Annotated in this window: 20 protein-coding genes; 8 read left to right on the top strand and 12 right to left on the bottom strand. The window is 69.0% G+C overall.

Features of this window, described 5'->3' with window-relative positions:
- Positions 1-168: 168 nt before the first annotated feature.
- The 3 genes from TMZ1T_RS13310 to TMZ1T_RS13300 are packed head-to-tail and all read right to left on the bottom strand — an operon-like array spanning position 169 to position 2,874.
- Positions 169-918: a hypothetical protein gene (locus tag TMZ1T_RS13310; protein ID WP_004300520.1), complete on the bottom strand. Its 750-nt coding sequence runs from the start codon at positions 916-918 to the stop codon at positions 169-171.
- Positions 915-1,355, bottom strand: coding sequence for a DNA polymerase III subunit chi (locus TMZ1T_RS13305; protein WP_004300521.1), 441 nt, complete (start codon positions 1,353-1,355; stop codon positions 915-917). The genes TMZ1T_RS13310 and TMZ1T_RS13305 overlap by 4 nt, the downstream gene beginning before the upstream one ends.
- A 19-nt stretch (positions 1,356-1,374) precedes the next feature.
- Positions 1,375-2,874, bottom strand: a complete 1,500-nt coding sequence (locus TMZ1T_RS13300; RefSeq protein ID WP_004300522.1) for a leucyl aminopeptidase — start codon at positions 2,872-2,874, stop codon at positions 1,375-1,377.
- A gap of 138 nt (positions 2,875-3,012) precedes the next feature.
- On the opposite strand from TMZ1T_RS13300, the gene lptF reads away from it, so the two are divergent.
- Together lptF and lptG are read left to right on the top strand one after the other, a co-directional pair.
- Entirely contained in the window at positions 3,013-4,095 is a 1,083-nt protein-coding gene (lptF, locus tag TMZ1T_RS13295; RefSeq protein ID WP_004300523.1) for an LPS export ABC transporter permease LptF, read from the top strand.
- A 79-nt stretch (positions 4,096-4,174) separates the two neighbouring features.
- Complete coding sequence (gene lptG / locus TMZ1T_RS13290; RefSeq protein WP_004300525.1) at positions 4,175-5,251, top strand: LPS export ABC transporter permease LptG; 1,077 nt, start codon at positions 4,175-4,177, stop codon at positions 5,249-5,251.
- 224 nt (positions 5,252-5,475) lie between these two features.
- Here lptG and rplS read toward each other — a convergent pair whose 3' ends face one another.
- The 4 genes from rplS to rpsP all read right to left on the bottom strand — a co-directional run bounded on the left by rplS (position 5,476) and on the right by rpsP (position 7,648).
- The gene (rplS, locus tag TMZ1T_RS13285; protein WP_004300527.1) at positions 5,476-5,883 is read right to left on the bottom strand and encodes a 50S ribosomal protein L19; all 408 of its coding nucleotides are present in this window, start codon (positions 5,881-5,883) and stop codon (positions 5,476-5,478) included.
- A gap of 97 nt (positions 5,884-5,980) precedes the next feature.
- On the bottom strand, positions 5,981-6,751 hold the full coding sequence (gene trmD / locus TMZ1T_RS13280; RefSeq protein ID WP_004300528.1) for a tRNA (guanosine(37)-N1)-methyltransferase TrmD: 771 nt from the start codon (positions 6,749-6,751) through the stop codon (positions 5,981-5,983).
- Between the two features lie 98 nt (positions 6,752-6,849).
- Positions 6,850-7,368, bottom strand: a complete 519-nt coding sequence (gene rimM / locus TMZ1T_RS13275; protein WP_004300530.1) for a ribosome maturation factor RimM — start codon at positions 7,366-7,368, stop codon at positions 6,850-6,852.
- Between the two features lie 28 nt (positions 7,369-7,396).
- On the bottom strand, positions 7,397-7,648 hold the full coding sequence (rpsP, locus tag TMZ1T_RS13270) for a 30S ribosomal protein S16 (protein ID WP_004300532.1): 252 nt from the start codon (positions 7,646-7,648) through the stop codon (positions 7,397-7,399).
- 21 nt (positions 7,649-7,669) lie between these two features.
- On the opposite strand from rpsP, the gene TMZ1T_RS13265 reads away from it, so the two are divergent.
- From TMZ1T_RS13265 to TMZ1T_RS13255, 3 genes are all read left to right on the top strand, one after another.
- On the top strand, positions 7,670-9,358 hold the full coding sequence (locus TMZ1T_RS13265) for a hypothetical protein (RefSeq protein WP_261788939.1): 1,689 nt from the start codon (positions 7,670-7,672) through the stop codon (positions 9,356-9,358).
- Between the two features lie 86 nt (positions 9,359-9,444).
- Positions 9,445-10,044, top strand: coding sequence for an NAD(P)H:quinone oxidoreductase (wrbA, locus tag TMZ1T_RS13260; protein WP_004300537.1), 600 nt, complete (start codon positions 9,445-9,447; stop codon positions 10,042-10,044).
- Positions 10,041-10,388: a DUF2069 domain-containing protein gene (locus TMZ1T_RS13255; RefSeq protein WP_004300539.1), complete on the top strand. Its 348-nt coding sequence runs from the start codon at positions 10,041-10,043 to the stop codon at positions 10,386-10,388. Before wrbA ends, TMZ1T_RS13255 begins: the two co-directional genes overlap by 4 nt.
- Before the next feature lie 61 nt (positions 10,389-10,449).
- Here the strand turns inward: TMZ1T_RS13255 and TMZ1T_RS13250 are convergent, their stop codons facing one another.
- The 5 genes from TMZ1T_RS13250 to TMZ1T_RS13230 all read right to left on the bottom strand — a co-directional run bounded on the left by TMZ1T_RS13250 (position 10,450) and on the right by TMZ1T_RS13230 (position 16,322).
- Positions 10,450-11,985 carry a 2-isopropylmalate synthase gene (locus TMZ1T_RS13250; RefSeq protein ID WP_004300541.1) on the bottom strand — a complete coding sequence of 512 codons (1,536 nt, stop codon included), beginning with the start codon at positions 11,983-11,985 and terminating at the stop codon, positions 10,450-10,452.
- Positions 11,982-12,872: a CDP-diacylglycerol--serine O-phosphatidyltransferase gene (pssA, locus tag TMZ1T_RS13245; RefSeq protein WP_004300542.1), complete on the bottom strand. Its 891-nt coding sequence runs from the start codon at positions 12,870-12,872 to the stop codon at positions 11,982-11,984. The genes TMZ1T_RS13250 and pssA overlap by 4 nt, the downstream gene beginning before the upstream one ends.
- A gap of 156 nt (positions 12,873-13,028) precedes the next feature.
- Positions 13,029-14,045: a ketol-acid reductoisomerase gene (ilvC, locus tag TMZ1T_RS13240; protein ID WP_004300544.1), complete on the bottom strand. Its 1,017-nt coding sequence runs from the start codon at positions 14,043-14,045 to the stop codon at positions 13,029-13,031.
- A 41-nt stretch (positions 14,046-14,086) separates the two neighbouring features.
- On the bottom strand, positions 14,087-14,578 hold the full coding sequence (gene ilvN, locus TMZ1T_RS13235; protein ID WP_004300546.1) for an acetolactate synthase small subunit: 492 nt from the start codon (positions 14,576-14,578) through the stop codon (positions 14,087-14,089).
- A gap of 31 nt (positions 14,579-14,609) precedes the next feature.
- Positions 14,610-16,322 (bottom strand): acetolactate synthase 3 catalytic subunit, encoded by a 1,713-nt coding sequence (locus tag TMZ1T_RS13230; protein WP_004300548.1) that lies wholly within the window; start codon positions 16,320-16,322, stop codon positions 14,610-14,612.
- Positions 16,323-16,572: 250 nt separating this feature from the next.
- On the opposite strand from TMZ1T_RS13230, the gene TMZ1T_RS13225 reads away from it, so the two are divergent.
- From TMZ1T_RS13225 to TMZ1T_RS13215, 3 genes are all read left to right on the top strand, one after another.
- A complete protein-coding gene (locus TMZ1T_RS13225) occupies positions 16,573-17,127 on the top strand; it encodes an RDD family protein (RefSeq protein ID WP_004300550.1) in 555 nt (184 codons plus the stop codon).
- Positions 17,128-17,273: 146 nt separating this feature from the next.
- The gene (locus TMZ1T_RS13220) at positions 17,274-19,061 is read left to right on the top strand and encodes a cation:proton antiporter (RefSeq protein WP_004300551.1); all 1,788 of its coding nucleotides are present in this window, start codon (positions 17,274-17,276) and stop codon (positions 19,059-19,061) included.
- Positions 19,058-19,954 (top strand): universal stress protein, encoded by an 897-nt coding sequence (locus TMZ1T_RS13215; protein ID WP_004300553.1) that lies wholly within the window; start codon positions 19,058-19,060, stop codon positions 19,952-19,954. Before TMZ1T_RS13220 ends, TMZ1T_RS13215 begins: the two co-directional genes overlap by 4 nt.
- Positions 19,955-20,071: the final 117 nt, after the last annotated feature.

Below are 20,071 nucleotides of genomic sequence, written 5' to 3'. Positions count from 1 at the left end.
AGCGGATGGAGCACCGGCGCCCCGGTACGAGCGCGCCATGGGGCGGTGTCGCGCCCTTCTCCCCTGCCGAACCGCGGTGGTCCGCCGTGGGAGCGACGCGAGTCGCGATTGCGGTGGCCGTCCGGCCGCAGCACAAGGCAGCGGTCCCGTTCGCGACTCGCGTCGCTCCTACCGGGCAGGCGGAACGTCGTGGGGACGGTCGTCGAACAGGCTGCTGACGCGTGCAGAGATCCCGGGCAGCAACGTGGCGCGCAGGTGGGCGAGGGCTTCGTCCTGGATGCGCTCGCCGAGGCGCTCGAGTTCGCGGGCGATGATCTGCGGCAGCTCGCGCGCGGCCCATTCGTCGATTTCGCGCGCGATCGCGGTGTCGAGCTCGACCAGGCGTTCGGCGAGCTGCTGCTCTTGCGCCGCGGCGCTCCGTGCCGGTGGCGATGCCGCCGCGGATTCGGCGGCGGAGGGCGCGGACTGCGGGTGGGGTGTCTGCGGCGCGGGCGGTTCGGGCTGCGTGACGGGCTCCGGCGCTGCATCGCGCACTGTCGACGCGGCAGGCTCCCCCGCAGGCGTGAATTGCGCCGCTGCAAGGCTGCGCACGAAGGACGGCATGGCCGCCGTGCTCGCCACCGCGGCCGCCGCGAACGGCGCCTCGACCGGCTGGAAGATTTCCGCAGGCAGATCGAGGTCGTCGACGACCTCGGTCAGGATCGGCAGGTCGTCGTCGTCGAAGGCCTGCATGGTCGCGGGCGAGATCGCCGGCGCGGCATCGGCGGGCTCGGCGGGGCCCGCGCCGCCCGGCGATGGTGTGCGGGGGGAGGCTGGCGTGGCGTCCCCGCGATGGCGGCGCAGCAGCGCGTCGGCCTGGCCGAGCAGGTCGTCGGCGCGCTCGAGTTCGTCGTCGGAGTCGTCTTCCCAGCCTCTCACAGCGCCACCCTGCGTTCGGCGTCGAAGGCCTTCAGTTCGTAACCGCGCTGCCGGTAGGCGGCCCAGCGCAGGCGGGCGGCGTGCACTTCGGCGGCGTCGCGGCCGACGATCTCGACGACCATGCGAAACCCTTCCGCCTCGGCGGGAACGTCGTCGGCGAGGTTGAACAGCATGTCGGCGTGCGGCCACGGGCAGGGCTCGCCGGCTGCGCCCAGCACCACCGGGGTCTCCGCGGCCAGCGCCGACCCGACGCCGACGTGGGGCACGAAGTCGAGCGGCACCGCGGTCCATAGCGCCTGGTCGAGTCGGCGCAACTGGGTCGCGTCGGTGCAACGCAGTGCCACCTTGCGGCCGCGTGCGTGCGCCCCGGCGGCCAGCTCGTGCGCGAGCGCGAGGCGGTCGGGGGTGTTGTGATAGAACTGCACGCGCGGGGCCATGGCGGCCGCCGGCCGGCGCTCAGGCCGCATGGGCGCGGGCGCGCCCGATCAGGAAGCTGCTCAGCAGCGGCACCGGGCGGCCGGTCGCGCCCTTGGCATCGCCCGACACCCAGGCGGTGCCGGCGATGTCGAGGTGGGCCCACTTGTAGGCCTTGGCGAAGCGCGACAGGAAGCAGGCCGCGGTGATCGTGCCGGCGTAACGGCCGCCGATGTTGCCCATGTCGGCGAAGTTGCTCTTGAGCAGTTCCTGGTATTCGTCCCACAGCGGCAGCTGCCAGGCGCGGTCACCCGACTCGGTGCCACGGCGCAGGATCTCGGCGGCGAGCTCGTCGTCGTTGGCGAGCAGTCCGCTCGGGATCTTGCCGAGCGCGACCACGCAGGCGCCGGTGAGCGTGGCGATGTCGATCACGCACTCGGGCTTGAAGCGCTCGGCGTAGGTGAGCGCGTCGCACAGGATCAGGCGGCCCTCGGCGTCGGTGTTGAGCACCTCGATGGTCTGCCCCGACATCGAAGTGACGACGTCGCCGGGCTTGGTGGCGCCGCCGCCGGGCATGTTCTCGGTCGTGGGGACGAGGCCGACCAGGTTGATCGGCAGGCCCATCTGCGCGACCGCCTTGAAGGTGCCGAGCACGCTCGCGGCGCCGCACATGTCGAACTTCATCTCGTCCATCTCGGCTGCGGGTTTGAGCGAGATGCCGCCGGTGTCGAAGGTGATGCCCTTGCCGACGAGCACGACCGGCTTCGCCTTGGCCTTGCCGCCCTTGTAGTGCATGACAATGAACTTGGGCGGCTGGTGCGAGCCGCGCGCCACGGACAGGAAGGAGCCCATGCCGAGCTTCTCCATGTCGTCGCGCTCGAGCACCTCGACGTCGAACTTGTACTGCTTGCCCAGGGACTCGGCCGTTTCCGCCAGGTGGGTGGGAGTGCAGTGGTTGCCGGGCAGGTTGCCGAGGTCCTTCGCCAGCGCCATGCCGCTGGCGATCGCGTGGCCCTGCAGGACGGCGGTGTCGAGCTCGGCGCCGAGCTCGCAGCTCACCAGCAGGCAGAGCTTCTTCGCGCCACGCTCCTTCCGGGTCTTCTTGTCGGACTTGAGTGCGTCGAAGCGGTAGGCGCCGTCGGCGAGGATGCGCGCGGCCTGCTGCAGCCGCCACGCCATGTCGCGACCGGAGAGCTCTGCGTCGGCGAGCGCGACCACGGCGTCCTTCGCCGGCCCGGCGGAGATCGCCTTCGCCGCGGCGGCGAGCGCGTCGCGGTACGCCTTGTCGCCGAACTCGTCGTGCTTGCCCAGGCTCACCAGCAGCACGCGCTCGGCGTGCACGCCGGGCAGGTCATGCACCAGCAGCGTGGCGCCCGCCTTGTCCTCGAGGTCGCCACGCTTGATCAGGGCGGCCAGGCGGCCTTCGGCAGCACCGTCGGCCGCGGCCGAGAGGGCGGGGAGACGGCCTTCGGCAAACGCGCCGAGTACCAGCAGGCCAGTCTTGAGCTTGGCCGGGCTGCCGGTCTTTATGGTAAATTCCATGCGTTTTTCCTTGTTTGGATGCCTGGTTTCGATTGCCGAAGATTATGGCGCGTTCGCAACCGGGGCGTCAAAAACGCTTCCCATCCACATCCGCCGCGGCCTGCCGCCCGGCCTCATCCCGGTATCGACCCCCGCCCGATGATCTTCCGGCGCGCCCTGCAACGGGAATTCGCGCAGACGGCCGCCGCGGTCTTCGTGGCGCTGTTCGCGATCCTGATCTCCACCGTGCTCATCCGCCTGCTCGGCCAGGCGGCGGGCGGGCGCGTGCCGCCCGATGCCGTGGTGGCGCTGATCGGGTTTGGCGCGCTTGCGCAGCTGCCCACGGTGCTGACGCTCACCTTGTTCATCGCCATCCTGGTGTCGCTGTCGCGCAGCTACCGGGATTCCGAGATGGTGGTGTGGTTCGCCTCGGGTGTGCCCCTCACCGCCTGGATCCGGCCGGTCCTGATGTTCGCGCTGCCCGTCGTGCTGGTGGCCGGTGGCGGCTCGCTCTACCTGACGCCGTGGTCACAGCAGAAGAGCGCGGAATACCGCGAGCGCCTGGAGAATCGCGACGATACCCATCGCGTCGCGCCCGGCGTCTTCCGCGAGTCCGCGAGCGCGCAGCGGGTGTTCTTCGTCGAGGTCGGCGCCGGCGAGGATGGCCGGGTGCGCAATGTCTTCGTCAGCGAGCAGACCCGCAGCGGCCAGTTGGTGGTGATCGCCTCGGCCGAAGGCTACCTGCGCGGCGATGCGGACGGCCGGCGGTTTGTCGTGCTCGAGAAAGGGCGGCGCTACGACGGGACCCCGGGTACGCCCGAGTACCGGGTAATGGAGTTCGATCGCTACGAAGTGCAGGTCGAGCAGAAGCAGGTCGCGGGCCAGCAGGCACGCATCCGCGCGCTTCCGACCGCGGTGCTGCTCGCGCAGCCCGAGCCGCGCGGCCTCGGCGAACTCGTCGGCCGCTTCGGCGTGCCGGCGGTCGCGTTGCTGCTGGCCTTGATGGCGATCCCGCTGTCCTTCGTCAATCCGCGCGCCGGGCGTGCGAACAACCTGCTGGTGGCGCTGCTCGTGTACCTGCTCTACAGCAACGCGATTTCCGTGTTCCAGTCCTGGGTTGCGCAGGGCAAGCTGCCCTTCGTGGCCGGATTGCTGCTGCCCCACGTGGTGGTGCTGGCGGTGCTGGCGCTGATGTTCCACAAGCGCCTGGCGATCTCGCCGTTCTGGCGGAGGCGTGCATGAGCGCACCCGCACGGCCGCCCGAAGGGAGGCGCTCGGCGCCCTCCCGAAGGATGTCGCCCGGCGGCAGGAGGGGAGTCCGGTGAGTCCGGTTCTGCTGCGCTATCTCGCGCGCGAGATCTTCGCCGCCAGTGCGCTGGTGCTGGTGGCCTTTCTCGGCCTGTTCGCCTTCTTCGACTTCATCAACGAGCTCGAGGACGTGGGCAAGGGCGGCTACACGCTCTACCAGGCCCTGGTGTATGTCGGACTCACCCTGCCGGCGCGGGTGTATGAGCTGATGCCGATCGCGGTGCTGATCGGCACCCTGTATGCGCTGGCGACCTTGGCGAAGAACTCCGAGATCACCGTGATGCGAGCCTCGGGGATGTCGAACGCGCTGCTGACGAGCGTGCTCGGCCTGATCGGCGGAGTGTTCGCCGTGCTGATCTTCCTGGTCGGCGAATACGTGGCGCCGCCCGCGGAGGCCGCCGCGGAGGAGTGGAAGCTCACCGCCACGCAGGCGACCGTCTCGCAGCAACTGCGCTCGGGCCTGTGGGTGAAGGACGGCCGGCTCGTGCTCAACGTGCGCACGCTGATGCCCGACCGCAGCATGCGCGGTGCGCGCATCTATGCCTTCGATGAAGACTACGCGCTCGAATCGATCGCCGAAGCGGCGACCGGCGTGTTCGACGGCAGCGGGGAGTGGAAGCTGCTCGACGTGCAGCGTACGCGCTTCCACGGCGATCGCACCGAGATCGAGCGCCTGCCCGAAATCCGCTGGCGTTCGGAGCTGACGCCGGAGGTGCTGGGGGTGCTCATGGTGTCGCCCGAGCACATGCCCTTCGGTCGCCTGTGGACCTACATCAACCACCTGCGCGACAACAACCAGAACGCCGACCGCTTCGAGATCGCGCTGTGGAAGAAGCTGATCTACCCCTTCACCGCGTTGGTGATGATGGCGTTGGCGATGCCCTTCGGTTTCATCCACGACCGCATGGGCGGCGCGAGCGCGCGCATCTTCATGGGGGTGATGCTGGGCGTGGGCTTCCACCTCCTCAACGGCCTGTTCTCCAACCTCGGCATGATCAACGCCTGGCCGCCCTTCATGGCTGCGCTGACGCCCAGCCTGATCTTCCTCGCGGCCGCGTTCTGGCTCATGCATCGCGTCGAACGGCGCTGAGCAGGGGGCCACGGAGGAGGCGTCCCGGCGCGTGTCCAGGCGTCGCAATCGCGACTCGCGTCGCTCCTGCAACGGACTCCCAGCGCCGCAGCCGCGCCGCAGGAGCGACGCAAGTCGCGATCGACGGGCCGGCGTGGCCGCGCCTGCCAAGCCCCGCCGCGCGGCTGCGGTGAACGAAAAAACGGGCCCGAAGGCCCGTTTCGATGAAGCGAACGCCGGAGCGATCAGGCTTCCTGTTGCTGCTGGGCGGCACGCTTGGCGGCGGCGGCCTTGTAGTCCAGCTTTTCCTTGATGCGCGCCGACTTGCCCGAGCGCTGGCGCAGGTAGTACAGCTTGGCACGACGCACGTCACCGCGACGCTTGACCTCGACGCCGGCGACCAGCGGCGAGTAGGTCTGGAAGGTACGCTCGACGCCCTCGCCCGAGGAGATCTTGCGGACGATGAAGGAGGAGTTCAGGCCGCGGTTGCGCTTGGCGATGACCACGCCTTCATAGGCCTGCAGACGCTCGCGGTTGCCTTCCTTGACCTTCACCTGGACGATCACGGTGTCGCCGGGACCGAACTCGGGGATGGTCTTGCCCTGCGAGACGCGGGCCATTTCTTCCTGTTCGAGTTGCTGAAGCAGGTTCATTGCAGATACTCCGTCGATGTTATCGGCCTTCGCCTCTTGCGCCGGCCTGGCCGCAGAGCAGGTCGCAACCTGATGCGCGCCGTTTGTGAAAGGACGCTCAGCCGCGCTGGGGTTCCAGTGCGTCCTGCGTCCCGGCTTGCTCCTGCCTGAACTCTTCAAGCAGTTTCAATTCGGTCTTGCTGAGCTGGCGCGCCGCGAGCAGGTCGGGGCGGCGCAGCCAGGTGCGGCCGAGCGACTGCTTCAGGCGCCAGCGGCGGATTGCCGCATGGTTGCCCGACAACAGCACCTCGGGCACGCGTTCGTCTTCGTACCGCTCCGGCCGCGTGTAGTGCGGACAGTCCAGCAGGCCGTCGGCGAAGGAATCCTCCTGCGCCGAGCCGGCGGTGTTCAGTGCGCCGGGCAGCTGGCGCACGATCGCGTCGAGCAGCACCATCGCCGGCAGCTCGCCGCCCGACAGCACGAAGTCGCCGAGCGAAAGCTCTTCGTCGACCTCGCGGTCGATCAGGCGCTGATCCACGCCTTCGTAGCGCCCGCACAGCAACACCAGCGCGGGCTCGGCGGCGAGTTCCAGCACCACCTCCTGCTCCAGCCTGCGCCCCTGCGGCGACAGGTAGATGACCCGCCCGCTACGTCCGAGCGCCCTTTCCTGCGCCGTGCGTGCGGCGCGGATCGCCTGCATCAGCGGCTCGGCCAGCATCACCATGCCGGGGCCGCCGCCGTAGGGGCGGTCGTCCACCGTGCGATGCGGATCGCTGGTGAAGTCGCGCGGGTTGTGGAACCCGAGCGCGTACAGCCCGCGATCGATCGCCCTCCGCGTGATGCCGCTGCCGGTGAGCGCGGCGAACATCTCGGGGAAGAGGGTGATCACGTCGTATCGACGCGGGCCGCCTGCAACGCCCGAAGGGCTCGCCTGCTGTGTTTCGCCTTGCGGGCTCTGCGGATTCACCGGCCTTCCACAGTCCCGTGTTACCAGTCTTTCTGCCAGGCGACCCGGATGCGCCGCGTGGCCAGGTCGACGTCGAGCACGTAGGCGGCGACGAAGGGGATCAGGCGTTCGACCCCCTCTTCACCTTCGCCTTCACGCACCTGCAACACGTCGTGCGCGCCGGTCGAGATCAACCCTGCGACCGTGCCCATCGCTTCACCCGCCTCGTTCTCGACCGCCAGGCCGACGAGGTCGCCCCAGTAGTACTCGCCCTCGGCAGGCTTGGGCAGCGCCTCGCGCGGCGCGGCGATGTAGAAGCCGTCGATCGCCTCGGCGGCGCCCCGGTCGGATATCTCGGCCAGTGCGGCCACCAGCCCCTTGCCGTGCGGCCGGCAGGCGCTCAACGTGTATTGCTTCCACGCCTCGGCGGGCGCGTCGTCGTCGCTGCACAGCCACCAGTGCGACATATTCCGCCACGAGGCGGGGTCGTCACCGAAGGGATGGATCTTGATCCAGCCCTGAACGCCAAAAGGGGCGACGATGCGCCCCAGTACGATCATGCGCCGCTCGGCCGCTGATCGAAGTCGATCAGGCCGCGGCCGTGCCGGCCTGCTTGACCAGGCGAGCGACGGTGGGCGAGAGCTGGGCGCCGTTCTGCTGCCAGTAGGCGAGGCGCTCGGCGTTGATCACGAGGCCTTTCTCGGCGCCCGAGGCGATCGGGTTGTAGAAGCCGACGCGCTCGATGAAGCGACCGTCGCGGCGGTTGCGCGAATCGGCAACGACCATGTTGAAGAACGGGCGCTTTTTGGCGCCACCACGGGCAAGGCGAATGACGACCATCTGGATGTTCCTGATCGGTGGATGCGAAAAACCGCGGATTATAGGGGAGTCGCCCGTCGCGGACAAGGTTTTATTGCGGCCGACGAGCGATTCCTCGACATCTTCCGCGTACCGGCGCCGGGTGTCCGCAGTGTTGCGGCGTGTGTGCGCGGGATGGGGATAGAATGTGACCCGAGCAATGTTTCTCCGGGGACCATGGAAGCGCCTTCGACACCGTCCGATGCCGAGCAGTCGCTGCTGCGCTGGCTCGACAGCGAGCCTGCAGACGCCGTGGAGGATGACCTCGCCGCGCTGCGAGCGCGCATGCACGACGCTTTTGGCGGCACCGCTGCCGGTCCGGCGACGAGCGACGCGTTGTTGTGCGCGCTGGCCGAGCGCATGGGCGACATCGGTGGCCGGCTGCGGCCCTTGCTGCTCGCGAGACAGCTCCCGGTGGACGTGCCGCTGTTCGAGGCGAACGAGCAGTTGTGCGTGCTCGCGCTCGATGTCGCCACGGCCGTCTCGGCTGCAGCCGGGCGCGCCGGAAGGGCGCGGCCGGGGGGCGGAGCGGAGCTCTGCGAATACGCGATCGGCGTGGTGACCGAGATCTTCGTGCTGAGCGCGCTGGCGGCGGCTGCGCCTCCCGCGGGGACTTGGCGGTTGGCGCACGACTTCGCGGCGCACCATGAGGTTGCCGCGGCTGCCGCGGACGATCCCCTGCGCTGTGCCTACCTGCGTCTGCTGGCCGTCGCGGTCGCACAGCCCGAGGGGCTTACCGGCCGCGAGATCGCCTGGTTGTACGACTTTCTCGATGCGCGTGTTCTCGGCGCCGCGGTGCTCGCGCGCGGCACCGGCGACACGAGCGCATCGGCGTGGTGGATCGACCTCGGCGCCGACCTGGGGCCGCAATCCGTGGCGCGGCGGCCGGCGCCCTCGGAGTCGGTGCTCGGCGGCGATCTGTGGAGCTTCAATCCGCGCCCGATGGCGCAGAAGCTGGGCGAGTGCATAGAGTGGGTGACGGCGCGCATGACCGCGGCAGAACTCGCGGGCATGCAGGGCGAAGTCGAGTCGCTGGATGCCGAGGAGGCGCTGTTTCCGCCTGGCCTCTCACCCCTCGAGACGGTGGCCTTGCTGCGCCGCCTTCGCAGCCACTGGATGGCGGCGCCGGTGCGGGGGCAGCCGCGGCGCCAGCATCAATACGTGGTTCAGGTCGGGATCGGCCTGCAATCGGTGTGGGATCTGGGCAGTGGGGGAAGGGATGACCCTGCGTTGCTGCAGGAGTGGATGGTCCTCAACGAAAGCCCGGGCGGCCTTGCGATCATGAGTGTGGCCGGCGTGCGCGGCGAGATCGAGGCGGGCGGCGCGCTGGCCCTGCGGCGCAAGCCCGAGCAGGCCTGGTCGGTGTGCATCGTGCGCTGGGTGCGCAGCGATTGCCCGGGGCAGGTGGAGGTCGGGTTGCAGATCATCGGGCAGTCCTTCCATCCGGTCATGGTCGGCTTTCGCGGGCGTGCGGTGCAGCAGCTCTCGCCCGCGCTCGCGCTGCCGATCATGGAGCCGCTGCGCCGCCATCCGGCGATGCTCGCGGTCGCCGGCACCTACGCCTCGCGCCGCTTCGTCTTCGTACGCGGGACGCAGACGGTCTATGTCGCCCAGGCACGCGCGCTCGGGCTCGACCTGCAGACGCCGAGCGTCGAACTTTTCCAGTACGAGATCGATCCCTATCCGATCTGAGCGCATTGCCCGCGTGCGCCTTCGGGCTGCGGGTGGCCGGCGACGCCGCGCGATATAATCCGCTCCCCTTCCGGAACTGGCATCCGATGCACGAAATCCTCGTCCTCTACTACAGCCACCGCGGTTCGGTGCGCGCGCTCGCCGAGCACATCGCCGCCGGCATCCATCAGGTGCCGGGCGCGGTGGCGCGGGTGCGCACGGTGCCGCGGGTGTCCGCCGTGTGCGAGGCGGTGGAGGACGACATCCCGGCGTCCGGGCCGCCCTACGTCGAGGTCGCCGACCTGGAGGAGTGCGTCGGCCTGGCGCTCGGCAGCCCGACGCGCTTCGGCAACATGGCGGCGCCGATGAAGTACTTCCTCGACGGACTTGCCGGTGCCTGGCTCAACGGCGCCCTCGAGGGCAAGCCGGGCTGCGTGTTCACGTCCTCGTCCAGCCTGCATGGCGGGCAGGAGAGCACGCTGCTGTCGATGATGCTGCCGCTCTTCCATCACGGCATGCTGGTGCTCGGCCTGCCGTTCTCCGAGCCGGCGCTCGGCGAGACGCGCAGCGGCGGCACGCCCTATGGCGCGAGTCATGTCTCCGGGAGCGAGGGCGATTCTGCGCCGAGCGCAGAGGAGATCGCGCTCGCGCAGGCGCAGGGCCGGCGCCTTGCCGAGGTGGCGATGCGCCTGGCGGGGTCGCGATGAACGCGCGCATGCTGAGCGTGGTGTCGAGCGTCGCGCTGCTGGCGCTGATCGCGCTGTGCGTGATCTGGGAGGGCTGGCTCGCCCCGCTGCGTCCGGGCGGCTCGTGGATGATGCTGAAGGCGCTGCCGCTTCTGCCGGCGGTGTTCGGCGTGCTGCGCGGCCGCCGCTACACCTCGCAGTGGCTGTCGATGCTGTCGCTGCTGTATTTCACCGAGGGTGTGCTGCGCGCCACCGACCCCGGGCTCACCGGCGTGTTCGCCCTCGTCGAGGTCTTCCTCGCGGTCGTGTTGTTCACCAGCACGATGCTGCATGCCCGTGCGACGGCTCCCTCCCGCGCGCAGTGAGGCGGGCGGGGCGGGGTCGGCAAGTTCCGCACCCGCCCTTCGCTCCTGACGCCTTACGCCCTCATACCTGCGGGTTGAGCCGTTCGGCTCCCACGTGCAGCTTGTTGAGCGCGTTCAGGTAGGCCTTGGCCGAGGCGACGATGATGTCGGTGTCGGCGCCCTGTCCGTCCATCACGCGGCCGTCGCGCGACAGGCGCACGGTGACCTCGCCCTGGGCGTCGGTGCCGCTGGTGATCGCGTTCACCGAGTAGAGCAGCAGCTCGCTTCCCGTCGTCGCCACCGTCTCGATCGCCTTGAAGGCGGCGTCCACCGGGCCGGAGCCGTTGGCACGGGCGTGCTTCTCGGCGCCGCCGATCGACAGGGTGATCTCGGCCACCGGCGTCTCGCCGGTCTCGGAGTGGAAGCGGGTCGACACCAGGCGGTACTGCTCGGGCGCCGGGGTCACCGCCTCGTCGCGCATCAGCGCGGTGAGATCTTCGTCGAAGATCTCCGACTTGCGGTCGGCGAGCTCCTTGAAGCGCGCGAAGGCCTGGTTCAGGTGCTCCTCGCTCTCGATCTCGATGCCGAGCTCCTGCAGGCGGGCGCGGAAGGCGTTGCGACCGGAGAGCTTGCCGAGCACGAGCTTGTTGGCGCCCCAGCCGACGTCCTCGGCGCGCATGATCTCGTAGGTCTCGCGGTGCTTGAGCACGCCGTCCTGGTGGATGCCGGACTCGTGCGCGAAGGCGTTGGCGCCGACGATGGCCTTGTTGGGTTGCACCGGGTAGCCGGTGACCTGCGAAACCAGCTTCGAGGCCGGGACGATCTGCGTGGTGTCGACGCCGGTCTCGACCGGGAAGATGTCGGCGCGGGTGCGCACCGCCATGACGATCTCTTCGAGCGATGCGTTGCCCGCGCGCTCGCCCAGGCCATTGATGGTGCACTCGACCTGGCGCGCGCCCGTGCGCACCGCGGCGAGCGAGTTGGCCACGGCCAGCCCGAGGTCGTTGTGGCAATGCACCGACCACACCACCTTGTCCGAGTTGGGCACGCGCTCGATCAGCGTGCGCACGGTGGCGGCGAACTGCTCGGGGACGTTGTAGCCGACCGTGTCGGGCACGTTGATGGTCTTCGCGCCGGCGTCGATCACGGCCTCGAAGATGCGCACCAGGAAGTCGATCTCGGAGCGGCCGGCATCCTCTGCGGAAAACTCGACGTCGTCGGTGTATTCGCGCGCCCAGCCGATCGCCTTGACCGCCTGCTCGACGACCTGATCGGGCGTCATGCGCAGCTTCTTCTCCATGTGGATCGGGCTGGTGGCGATGAAGGTGTGGATGCGGCCGCGCGCCGCCGGCCGGATGGCCTCGCCGGCGCGGCGGATGTCGTGCTCGTTGGCGCGCGCCAGCGAGCACACGGTGGATTCCTTGATCGCCTCGGCGATCGAGCGCACCGCCTCGAAGTCGCCATTGGAGGCGGCGGCGAAGCCGGCCTCGATGACGTCGACCCGCATGCGTTCGAGCTGGCGGGCGATGCGCAGCTTCTCGTCGCGCGTCATCGACGCGCCGGGGCTCTGCTCGCCGTCGCGCAAGGTGGTGTCGAAGATGATCAGCTTGTCTTTCATGGCTTGCTCCCGGGGTCGGATGAAGCGCCCTCGACGGGCGCGGCGGCGGCGTCGCCGGCTTGTGCGGTGTACGCGGCCGCCTGGGGTGCGGCGGGTTCGGCGCGATGGGTGCGGCGCCGGCGCCAGCGCAGCGCGGCGACCACGTAGCCCGAGCCGGCGTAGGCGAGGAAGAGGCCGAAGAGGATGCCGGGCGGGTAGCTGGAGATGAGCGCGAAGGCGAGCACCAGCGCGATCAGCACGATGAAGGGCACGCTCTTGCGCAGGTTGATGCTCTTGCCGCTCCAGAACAGCACGTTGCTGACCATGGAGACGCCGGCGAAGATGGTCAGCACCGCGGCGTACCAGCGCAGCTCGTTGCCGGCGAAGCCGTTGTCGATGCCCACCCACACCATGCCGGCGACCAGGGCCGCCGCCGCGGGACTGGGCAGGCCCTGGAAGTAGCGCTTGTCGACCACGTCGATGTTGGTGTTGAAGCGTGCCAGGCGCAGCGCGGCCCCGGCGCAGTAGATGAAGGCGGCGACCCAGCCGAGCTTGCCGAGGTCCTGCAGCGCCCACTCGTACATCACCAGCGCCGGTGCGGCGCCGAAGGAGACCATGTCGGAGAGCGAGTCGTACTCGGCGCCGAACTCGCTCTGGGTGTTGGTGAGGCGGGCAATGCGGCCGTCGAGGCCGTCGAGCACCATGGCGACGAAGATCGCCACCGCGGCGTACTCGAAGCGCTGGTTCATCGCCTGCACGATCGCATAGAAGCCGGCGAACAGCGCTGCGGTGGTGAACAGGTTCGGCAGGATGTAGATGCCGCGGCGGCGCTTGTCGGACAAGGGCAGCGGGGCGTGTTCGTTATCGGGCACCTTGGGCGTCGCCTCCGTGGATTCCAGGATCGTCATTTTAGCGTACGCGCGCGCCGTGCCGGCTGCAAAAGCGCCCGCGCCGCCGCATGACGATCCTGCGGTGCGTGCGCTTGCGCGGGCGATCGGGCGCAGCAATGAAAAAGGCCGGCACCGCGAGTGCGGTACCGGCCCTTGGACCGAACGCCGGGGCGATCAGTTCTTCGACTTGTCGACCAGGGCCTTGGCCTTGATCCACGGCATCATGTCGCGCAGCTGGCCACCGACCTTCTCGATCTGGTGGTCGGCGTTGAGGCGGCGGTAGGCGGTCATGCTCGGGTAGTTGGTCTTGCCCTCGAGGATGAACATCTTGGCGTACTCGCCGGTCTGGATGCGCTTGAGCGCGTTGCGCATGGCAGCGCGCGACTGCTCGTTGATGACCTCGGGCCCGGTCACGTACTCGCCGTATTCGGCGTTGTTCGAGATCGAGTAGTTCATGTTGGCGATGCCGCCCTCGTACATCAGGTCGACGATCAGCTTGAGCTCGTGCAGGCACTCGAAGTAGGCCATCTCGGGGGCGTAGCCGGCTTCCACCAGGGTCTCGAAGCCCATCTTGACCAGCTCGACGGCGCCGCCGCACAGCACGGCCTGCTCGCCGAAGAGGTCGGTCTCGGTCTCTTCGCGGAAGTTGGTCTCGATCACGCCGCCCTTGGTGCCGCCGTTGGCAGCGGAGTACGACAGGGCGATGTCCTTGGCCTTGCCCGAGCGGTCCTGGTAGATCGCGATCAGGGTCGGCACGCCGCCCCCGCGCAGGTACTCGGAGCGCACGGTGTGGCCGGGGCCCTTGGGGGCGACCATGATGACGTCGAGATCGGCACGCGGCACGATCTGGTTGTAGTGCACGTTGAAGCCGTGGGCGAAGGCGAGCACGGCGCCCTTCTTGATGTTCGGCTCGATGTCGTCGCGATAGACCTGGGGCGCGGTCTCGTCCGGCAGCAGGATCATGACGAGGTCGGCGGCCTTGACGGCTTCGCCGATTTCCTTGACGGCCAGGCCGGCGGCCTCGGCCTTGGCCCACGAGCTGCCGTCCTTGCGCAGGCCGACGGTGACATTCACGCCGGAGTCGCGCAGGTTCTGGGCATGGGCGTGGCCCTGCGAGCCGTAGCCGACGATGGTGACCTGCTTGCCCTTGATCAGCGAGAGGTCGGCGTCCTTGTCGTAGTAAACCTTCATGTCTTTCCTTTGGTTCGATGTGGAGCGGGGGAGGGGGGAGCTCAGACCTTGAGCACGCGGTCGCCGCGGCCGATGCCGCAGACGCCCGAGCGCACGGTCTCGAGGATCAGTGCCGGGTCGATCGCGCCGATGAAGGCGTCGAGCTTGCCCTGGTTGCCGGTGAGTTCGACGACGTAGGAGGCGTCGGTGACGTCGATGATGCGGGCGCGGAAGATGTCGGCGGTGCGCTTGATCTCCTCGCGGTCCTTGCCGGTGGCGCGCACCTTGACCAGCATGAGTTCGCGCTCGATGTGGGCGGCCTCGGAGATGTCGACGACCTTGACGACCTCGACCAGTTTGTTCAGCTGCTTGGTGATCTGCTCGATGATCTCGTCGGAACCGGTGGTGACGATGGTCATCCGCGACATCGAGAAGTCCTCGGTCGGAGCCACGGTCAGCGATTCGATGTTGTAGCCGCGCGCCGAGAACAGGCCGGACACGCGCGACAGCGCGCCGGATTCGTTTTCGATCAGGAGGGAAATGACGTGACGCATGGTGATGTGTTCCGGATTCGGTAGGAGGCGATCAAAGGTCTTCGGCCGACAGGATCATCTCGGTGAGACCCTTCCCGCCCTGCACCATCGGATAGACGTTTTCGGTCTGGTCGATCTGGAAATCGAGGAACACGAGCTCGTCCTTGTGGGTGGTGAAGGCCTCGCGCAGCGCACCCTCGACGTCGGCCGGCCGGTCGACACGGATGCCGACGTGGCCGTAGGACTCGGCCAGCTTGGCGAAGTCGGGCAGGGAGTCCATGTAGGACTCGGAGTAGCGCCCGCCGTGGAACAGCTCCTGCCACTGGCGCACCATGCCCAGGTAGCGGTTGTTGAGGTTGCAGATCTTGATCGGCAGGCGGAACTGCTTGCAGGTCGAGAGCTCCTGGATGTTCATCTGGATCGAAGCCTCGCCGGTCACGCAGGCCACCTGCATGTCGGGGTTGGCGAGCTTGGCGCCCATGGCATAGGGCATGCCCACGCCCATCGTGCCCAGGCCGCCCGAGTTGAGCCAGCGCCGCGGCTTGTCGAAGCCGTAGTACTGCGCCGCCCACATCTGGTGCTGGCCGACGTCGGAGGTGACGATGGCGTCGCCACCGGTGACTTCCCACAGCTTCTGGATCACGAACTGCGGCTTGATGATCTCGTCCGAGTTCTTGTAGACCATGCACTTGCGCTCGCGCCACTGCTCGATCTGCTTCCACCACGAGGCCAGCGCCTCGGGGTTGGGGCGCGCCTCGCCGGATTCGATCTGGCGGATCATCTCGTCGAGCACTTCCTTGACGTCGCCGACGATCGGAGTGTCGACGCGCACGCGCTTGGAGATCGACGAGGGATCGATGTCCACATGGATGATCTTGCGCGGCTCTTCGGCGAAGTGCGCCGGATTGCCGATCACGCGGTCGTCGAAGCGGGCGCCGACGGCGAGCAGCACGTCGGAGTAGTGCATCGCCATGTTGGCTTCAAAGGTGCCGTGCATGCCCGGCATGCCGAGGAACTGGCGGTCGCTCGAGGGGTAGCCGCCGAGGCCCATGAGGGTGTTGGTGATCGGGTAGCCGAGGAGCCGCGTGAGCTTGACGAGCTGCTCGGCCGCGTTGGAGAGCACCACGCCGCCGCCGGTGTAGATCATCGGGCGCTTGGCTTCGAGCAGCAGCTGCACCGCCTTCTTGATCTGGCCCGAGTGGCCCTTGGTCACCGGGTTGTACGAGCGCATCGAGATCTCTTTCGGGTACTCGTACTCGCAGCGCTGCATCGACACGTCCTTCGGGATGTCGACCAGGACCGGGCCGGGGCGGCCGGTGCGGGCGAGGTGGAAGGCCTTCTTCATCGTCGCGGCGATGTCGCGCACGTCCCTGACGAGGAAGTTGTGCTTGACGCACGGGCGGGTGATGCCGACCGTGTCGACTTCCTGGAAGGCGTCCTGGCCGATCGCGGCGACCGGCACCTGGCCGGAGATGATCACCATCGGGATCGAGTCGCAGTAGGCGGTGGCGATGCCGGTGACGGCGTTGGTCGCACCCGGGCCGGAGGTCACCAGCGCGACGCCGACCTTCTCGGTGCTGCGCGCGAAACCGTCGGCGGCGTGCACGGCGGCCTGCTCGTGGCGTACCAGCACGTGGCGGACCGTTTCCTGCTGGAAGAGCGCGTCGTAGAGGAAGAGGACCGCGCCGCCCGGGTAACCGAAGACGTACTCGACCTTTTCTTCCTGCAGGCACCTGATTACAATTTCGGCTCCGGACAGCACCATCGCGAACTCGCTCTATTGGGGTTTGGATAAACGCAGAACGTTACCGGCCGCTTGCGGTTTGGTCAAGGCTGCAGGCGGTGGCCGGGAGCGCATGCGGCGACGCGCGCGCGATTGACGTTGTCCTGCGGGGCCGCGATCCCGATCCCGCCGCCGGCGGCCGCAGCGCAGGTCCTCGCGCACGCGCTCCTCCCCGGTTCCCCTACCGTTTTCCCTTTTTGCGCCGCCGCCATGCGGCGGCCTGGATCGACTCATGACGCGCAGCAAGAGCCGGGCCGGCAAGGCCGTCCCCGACGGGGCGCGCGCCGCCCAGCCCCCGGCACGGGATGCTTCCTCCCTCAAGGACACGGCCGGTGCAGGCCCAGCCGACCGCCCCTCCGCCGAGCTTGCCGGACTGCGCCGGCGCCTCGCTTCGATGCTGTACGAATCGATGCTGATGCTCGGCGTGCTCGCGCTCACCTTCCTCGTTCCCTACCTGATGCTCGGCATCGCCGCCGGGTTCGCCCCGCCCGGCTGGTTGCTCTGGCTGCACGTGTTCGGCGTGCTCGGGGGGTATTTCGTGTGGTACTGGCGGCGCGGCGGGCAGACCCTCGCGATGCAGACCTGGCGATTGAAGATCGTCACCGGTGCGGACGGGCGCATTGCCTCGCTCGGGCGCTGCTGGCTGCGCTATGCGCTCGCCTGGCCCTCGGTGCTGCTGGGCGGCATCGGCCTGGCGTGGGCGTTGGTCGATCGCGACCGCCAGTTCCTCCACGACCGCCTGGCCGGCACCTGCATCGTGCTGCTGCCCGCACCCGCGAAGGCCTGATCCGGCGCTTTCCCGAGTTTCCGCGCGCGCCTTTTCGTCCGCCGGCCCTGGCGGCGCGGATCGGGTACCATTCGTGCGAAGGCTTTGGTTCCGCTCCGCGCGCCCCCGTATCCGGGTGTCTCGCCGGGTGACACGAGGATCGAACGATGGCCGGGATGCTGGCCCACGGGCCCTACGCCGAATTCGCCGTGCTGCTGATCGTCTCCGCCCTGGCCGGAGCGTTCGCGGTGCGCCTCCGCCAACCGGTGCTGATCGCCTACATCGTGGTCGGCATCCTGGTGGGCCCGGCGGTGTTCGGCATCGTCACCGCGCACGACGAGGTCGCCCTGCTCGCCGAGATCGGTGTCACCGTGCTGCTTTTCGTGGTCGGGCTCAAGCTCGACCTGCATCACATCCGCCACATCGGCCCGGTCGCGCTCGCCACCGGCCTCGGCCAGCTCGGCTTCACCATCGTGTTCGGCTTCCTCATCATCGTGCTGATGGGCAAAAGCCTGATGGACGCGCTCTACGTCGCGGTGGCGCTGACCTTCTCCAGCACGATCATCGTGGTCAAGCTGCTCTCGGACAAGCGCGAGCTCGACTCCCTGCACGGGCGCATCGCGGTGGGTTTCCTCATCGTGCAGGACGTCGCCGTGGTGCTGGCGATGATGACCATGAGCGCGCTGCGCGGCCACGGCGACGACGCCATCCTCGCCGTGGCCGGGCACCTGGCGCTGCGCCTGGTGGGCGCCGGCATGCTGATGTTCGTGCTGATGCGCTACGTGCTGCCCTGGCTGGTGCACGCGATGGCGCGCACGCAGGAGCTGCTGCTGATCTTCGCCATCGCCTGGGGCACCGGGCTCGCCGCGCTCGGCGAGCTGGCCGGTTTCAGCAAGGAGGCGGGCGCCTTCCTGGCCGGCTTCTCGCTCGCCTCGACGAGCTACCGCGAGGCGATGAACGCGCGCCTGACCGGCATCCGCGACTTCATGCTGCTGTTCTTCTTCGTCGACCTCGGTGCCAAACTCGATTTCTCCACGCTCGGCGGTGAGCTCTGGCCGGCGGTGATCCTGTCGCTCTTCGTGTTGATCGGAAACCCGTTGATCGTCATGGCGATCATGGGCTACATGGGCTACCGCAAGCGCACCGGCTTCCTTGCCGGCCTCACCGTGGCGCAGATCAGCGAGTTCTCAATCGTGTTCGTGGCGATGGGCATCACCCTTGGTCACGTCGGTGTAGAGGCGCTCGGTCTCACCACCCTGGTCGGGCTGGTCACGATCATGGTGTCCACCTACATGATCCTGTACTCGCAGCCGCTCTACGAGCGCCTCGCGCCGCTGCTCGGCGTGTTCGAGCGCGCGCGCCCCTTCCGCGAGCTCGCGGTCGAGCGCCAGGGCAGGGCGGCGGGGCAGCCCGACATCGTGGTGTTCGGCCTCGGCCGCTATGGCGCGCGCCTGATGCGCCAGCTCCGCCAGGCCGGCATCGCCGTGATCGGCGTCGATTTCGACCCCGAGATCGTCCGCCAGCTGCGCCGTCAGCGCCTGCCGGTGCGCTTCGGCGACGGTGAGGACCCCGGCTTCCTCGAATCCCTGCCGCTCGCCGATGCGCGCTGGGTGGTGACCACCTTCCCGCAGTGGGATTCCAACCGCGCCTTCCTGCATGCGCTCGGCGAGGCCGGCTTCAAGGGCCGCATCGCCGGCGTGGTGCGTGACGACATCCATGGCGCCGCGCTCGGCGCTGCCGGGGTGGAGCGCGTGCTCAACCCCTTCAACGATGCGGCCGACTACGCGGCGCGCGCTTTCGCGGCGGAGATCGCCTACGAGGACGCTCATCGCACGGACGCACCCGCAGCTGCCGGCACGCAGTCCGCAACGCCGGCGCAGGATCCGGCCGCCGCGCAGCCCGCGGCGAGCCCGCGGGCGCACGCGCCCGACCGGCCCCAGGAGACCGAACGATGAACCCGATCCGCACCCTCGTCGCCCCCACCGACCTCTCGGCGCTCGCCCGTCATGCCGTGGTCCGTGCCTGCCTGCTCGCGGCCGAGCTCGGTGCGCGGGTGTCGCTGCAGCACGTGGTCAATTCCGGCGCGCTCGACACCTTGCGCCAGCTGCTCGACACCGACTCCGTCGGGCTGCAGGAGAAGCTGCTCGAGGAGGTGCGCGGCGAGGTCGAAGCGCTCGCCGCCGAGATGCACAAGCGCCACGGGGTGACGCCCGAGCTGCACCTGGCGGTGGGTGGCGTGCTCGGCGAGATCGTCGCCCACGCCGAGGCGATCGACGCCGACCTGCTGGTGATGGGGGCGCGCGGCGCAGGCTTCATGCGCGAGCTGCTGATCGGCTCCACCACCGAGCGCGTGCTGCGCAAGTCCGTGCGCCCGATGCTGGTGGTCAAGCAGATCGCCCACGAGCCCTATCGCCGCGTGCTCGTGCCGGTGGACTTCTCGGCACGCGCGCTCGAGGCGCTGGAGTTCGCGCGGCGCGTGGCCCCGCAGGCCGAGTTCGTGTTGCTGCACGCCTTCGAGGTGCCCTTCGAGGGCAAGCTGCGCTATGCCGGCGTGGAGGAGAGCGCGCTGTCCTCGCTGCGCGTCAACGCGCGTCGCGAGGCGGGTGCGCAGATGAACGAGCTGGTCGCGCGCGCGCGGGTGGACGAGAACCGCGTGCGCCGCATCGTGGTCCACGGCGAGGCCACGACACAGATCCTCGAGCAGGAGCAGGAACAGGATTGCGACCTGATCGTGATCGGCAAGCGCGGCCACGGCCTGCTCGGCGAAATGCTGCTCGGCAGCGTCACCAAGCACGTTCTCGCGCGTTCGACGGCCGATGTGCTGGTCTGCGACCGCAAGCCCGACTGAGCCGCGCCGCGGGCAGCCTGGCGCCGCTCGCGCCGTGGTCCCGTCGTCCTGACCGGTCCTGACCGGTCCTGACCGCAGCTTTGCGCCAGGCATGCCCGCCCTGTGCGGCTCGCCCGC

The organism is Thauera aminoaromatica, from assembly GCF_000021765.1.
GTDB lineage: Bacteria > Pseudomonadota > Gammaproteobacteria > Burkholderiales > Rhodocyclaceae > Thauera > Thauera aminoaromatica.
The sequence above is the reverse complement of the archived record's forward strand: the minus strand, read 5'-3'. Positions and strand labels throughout refer to the sequence as shown.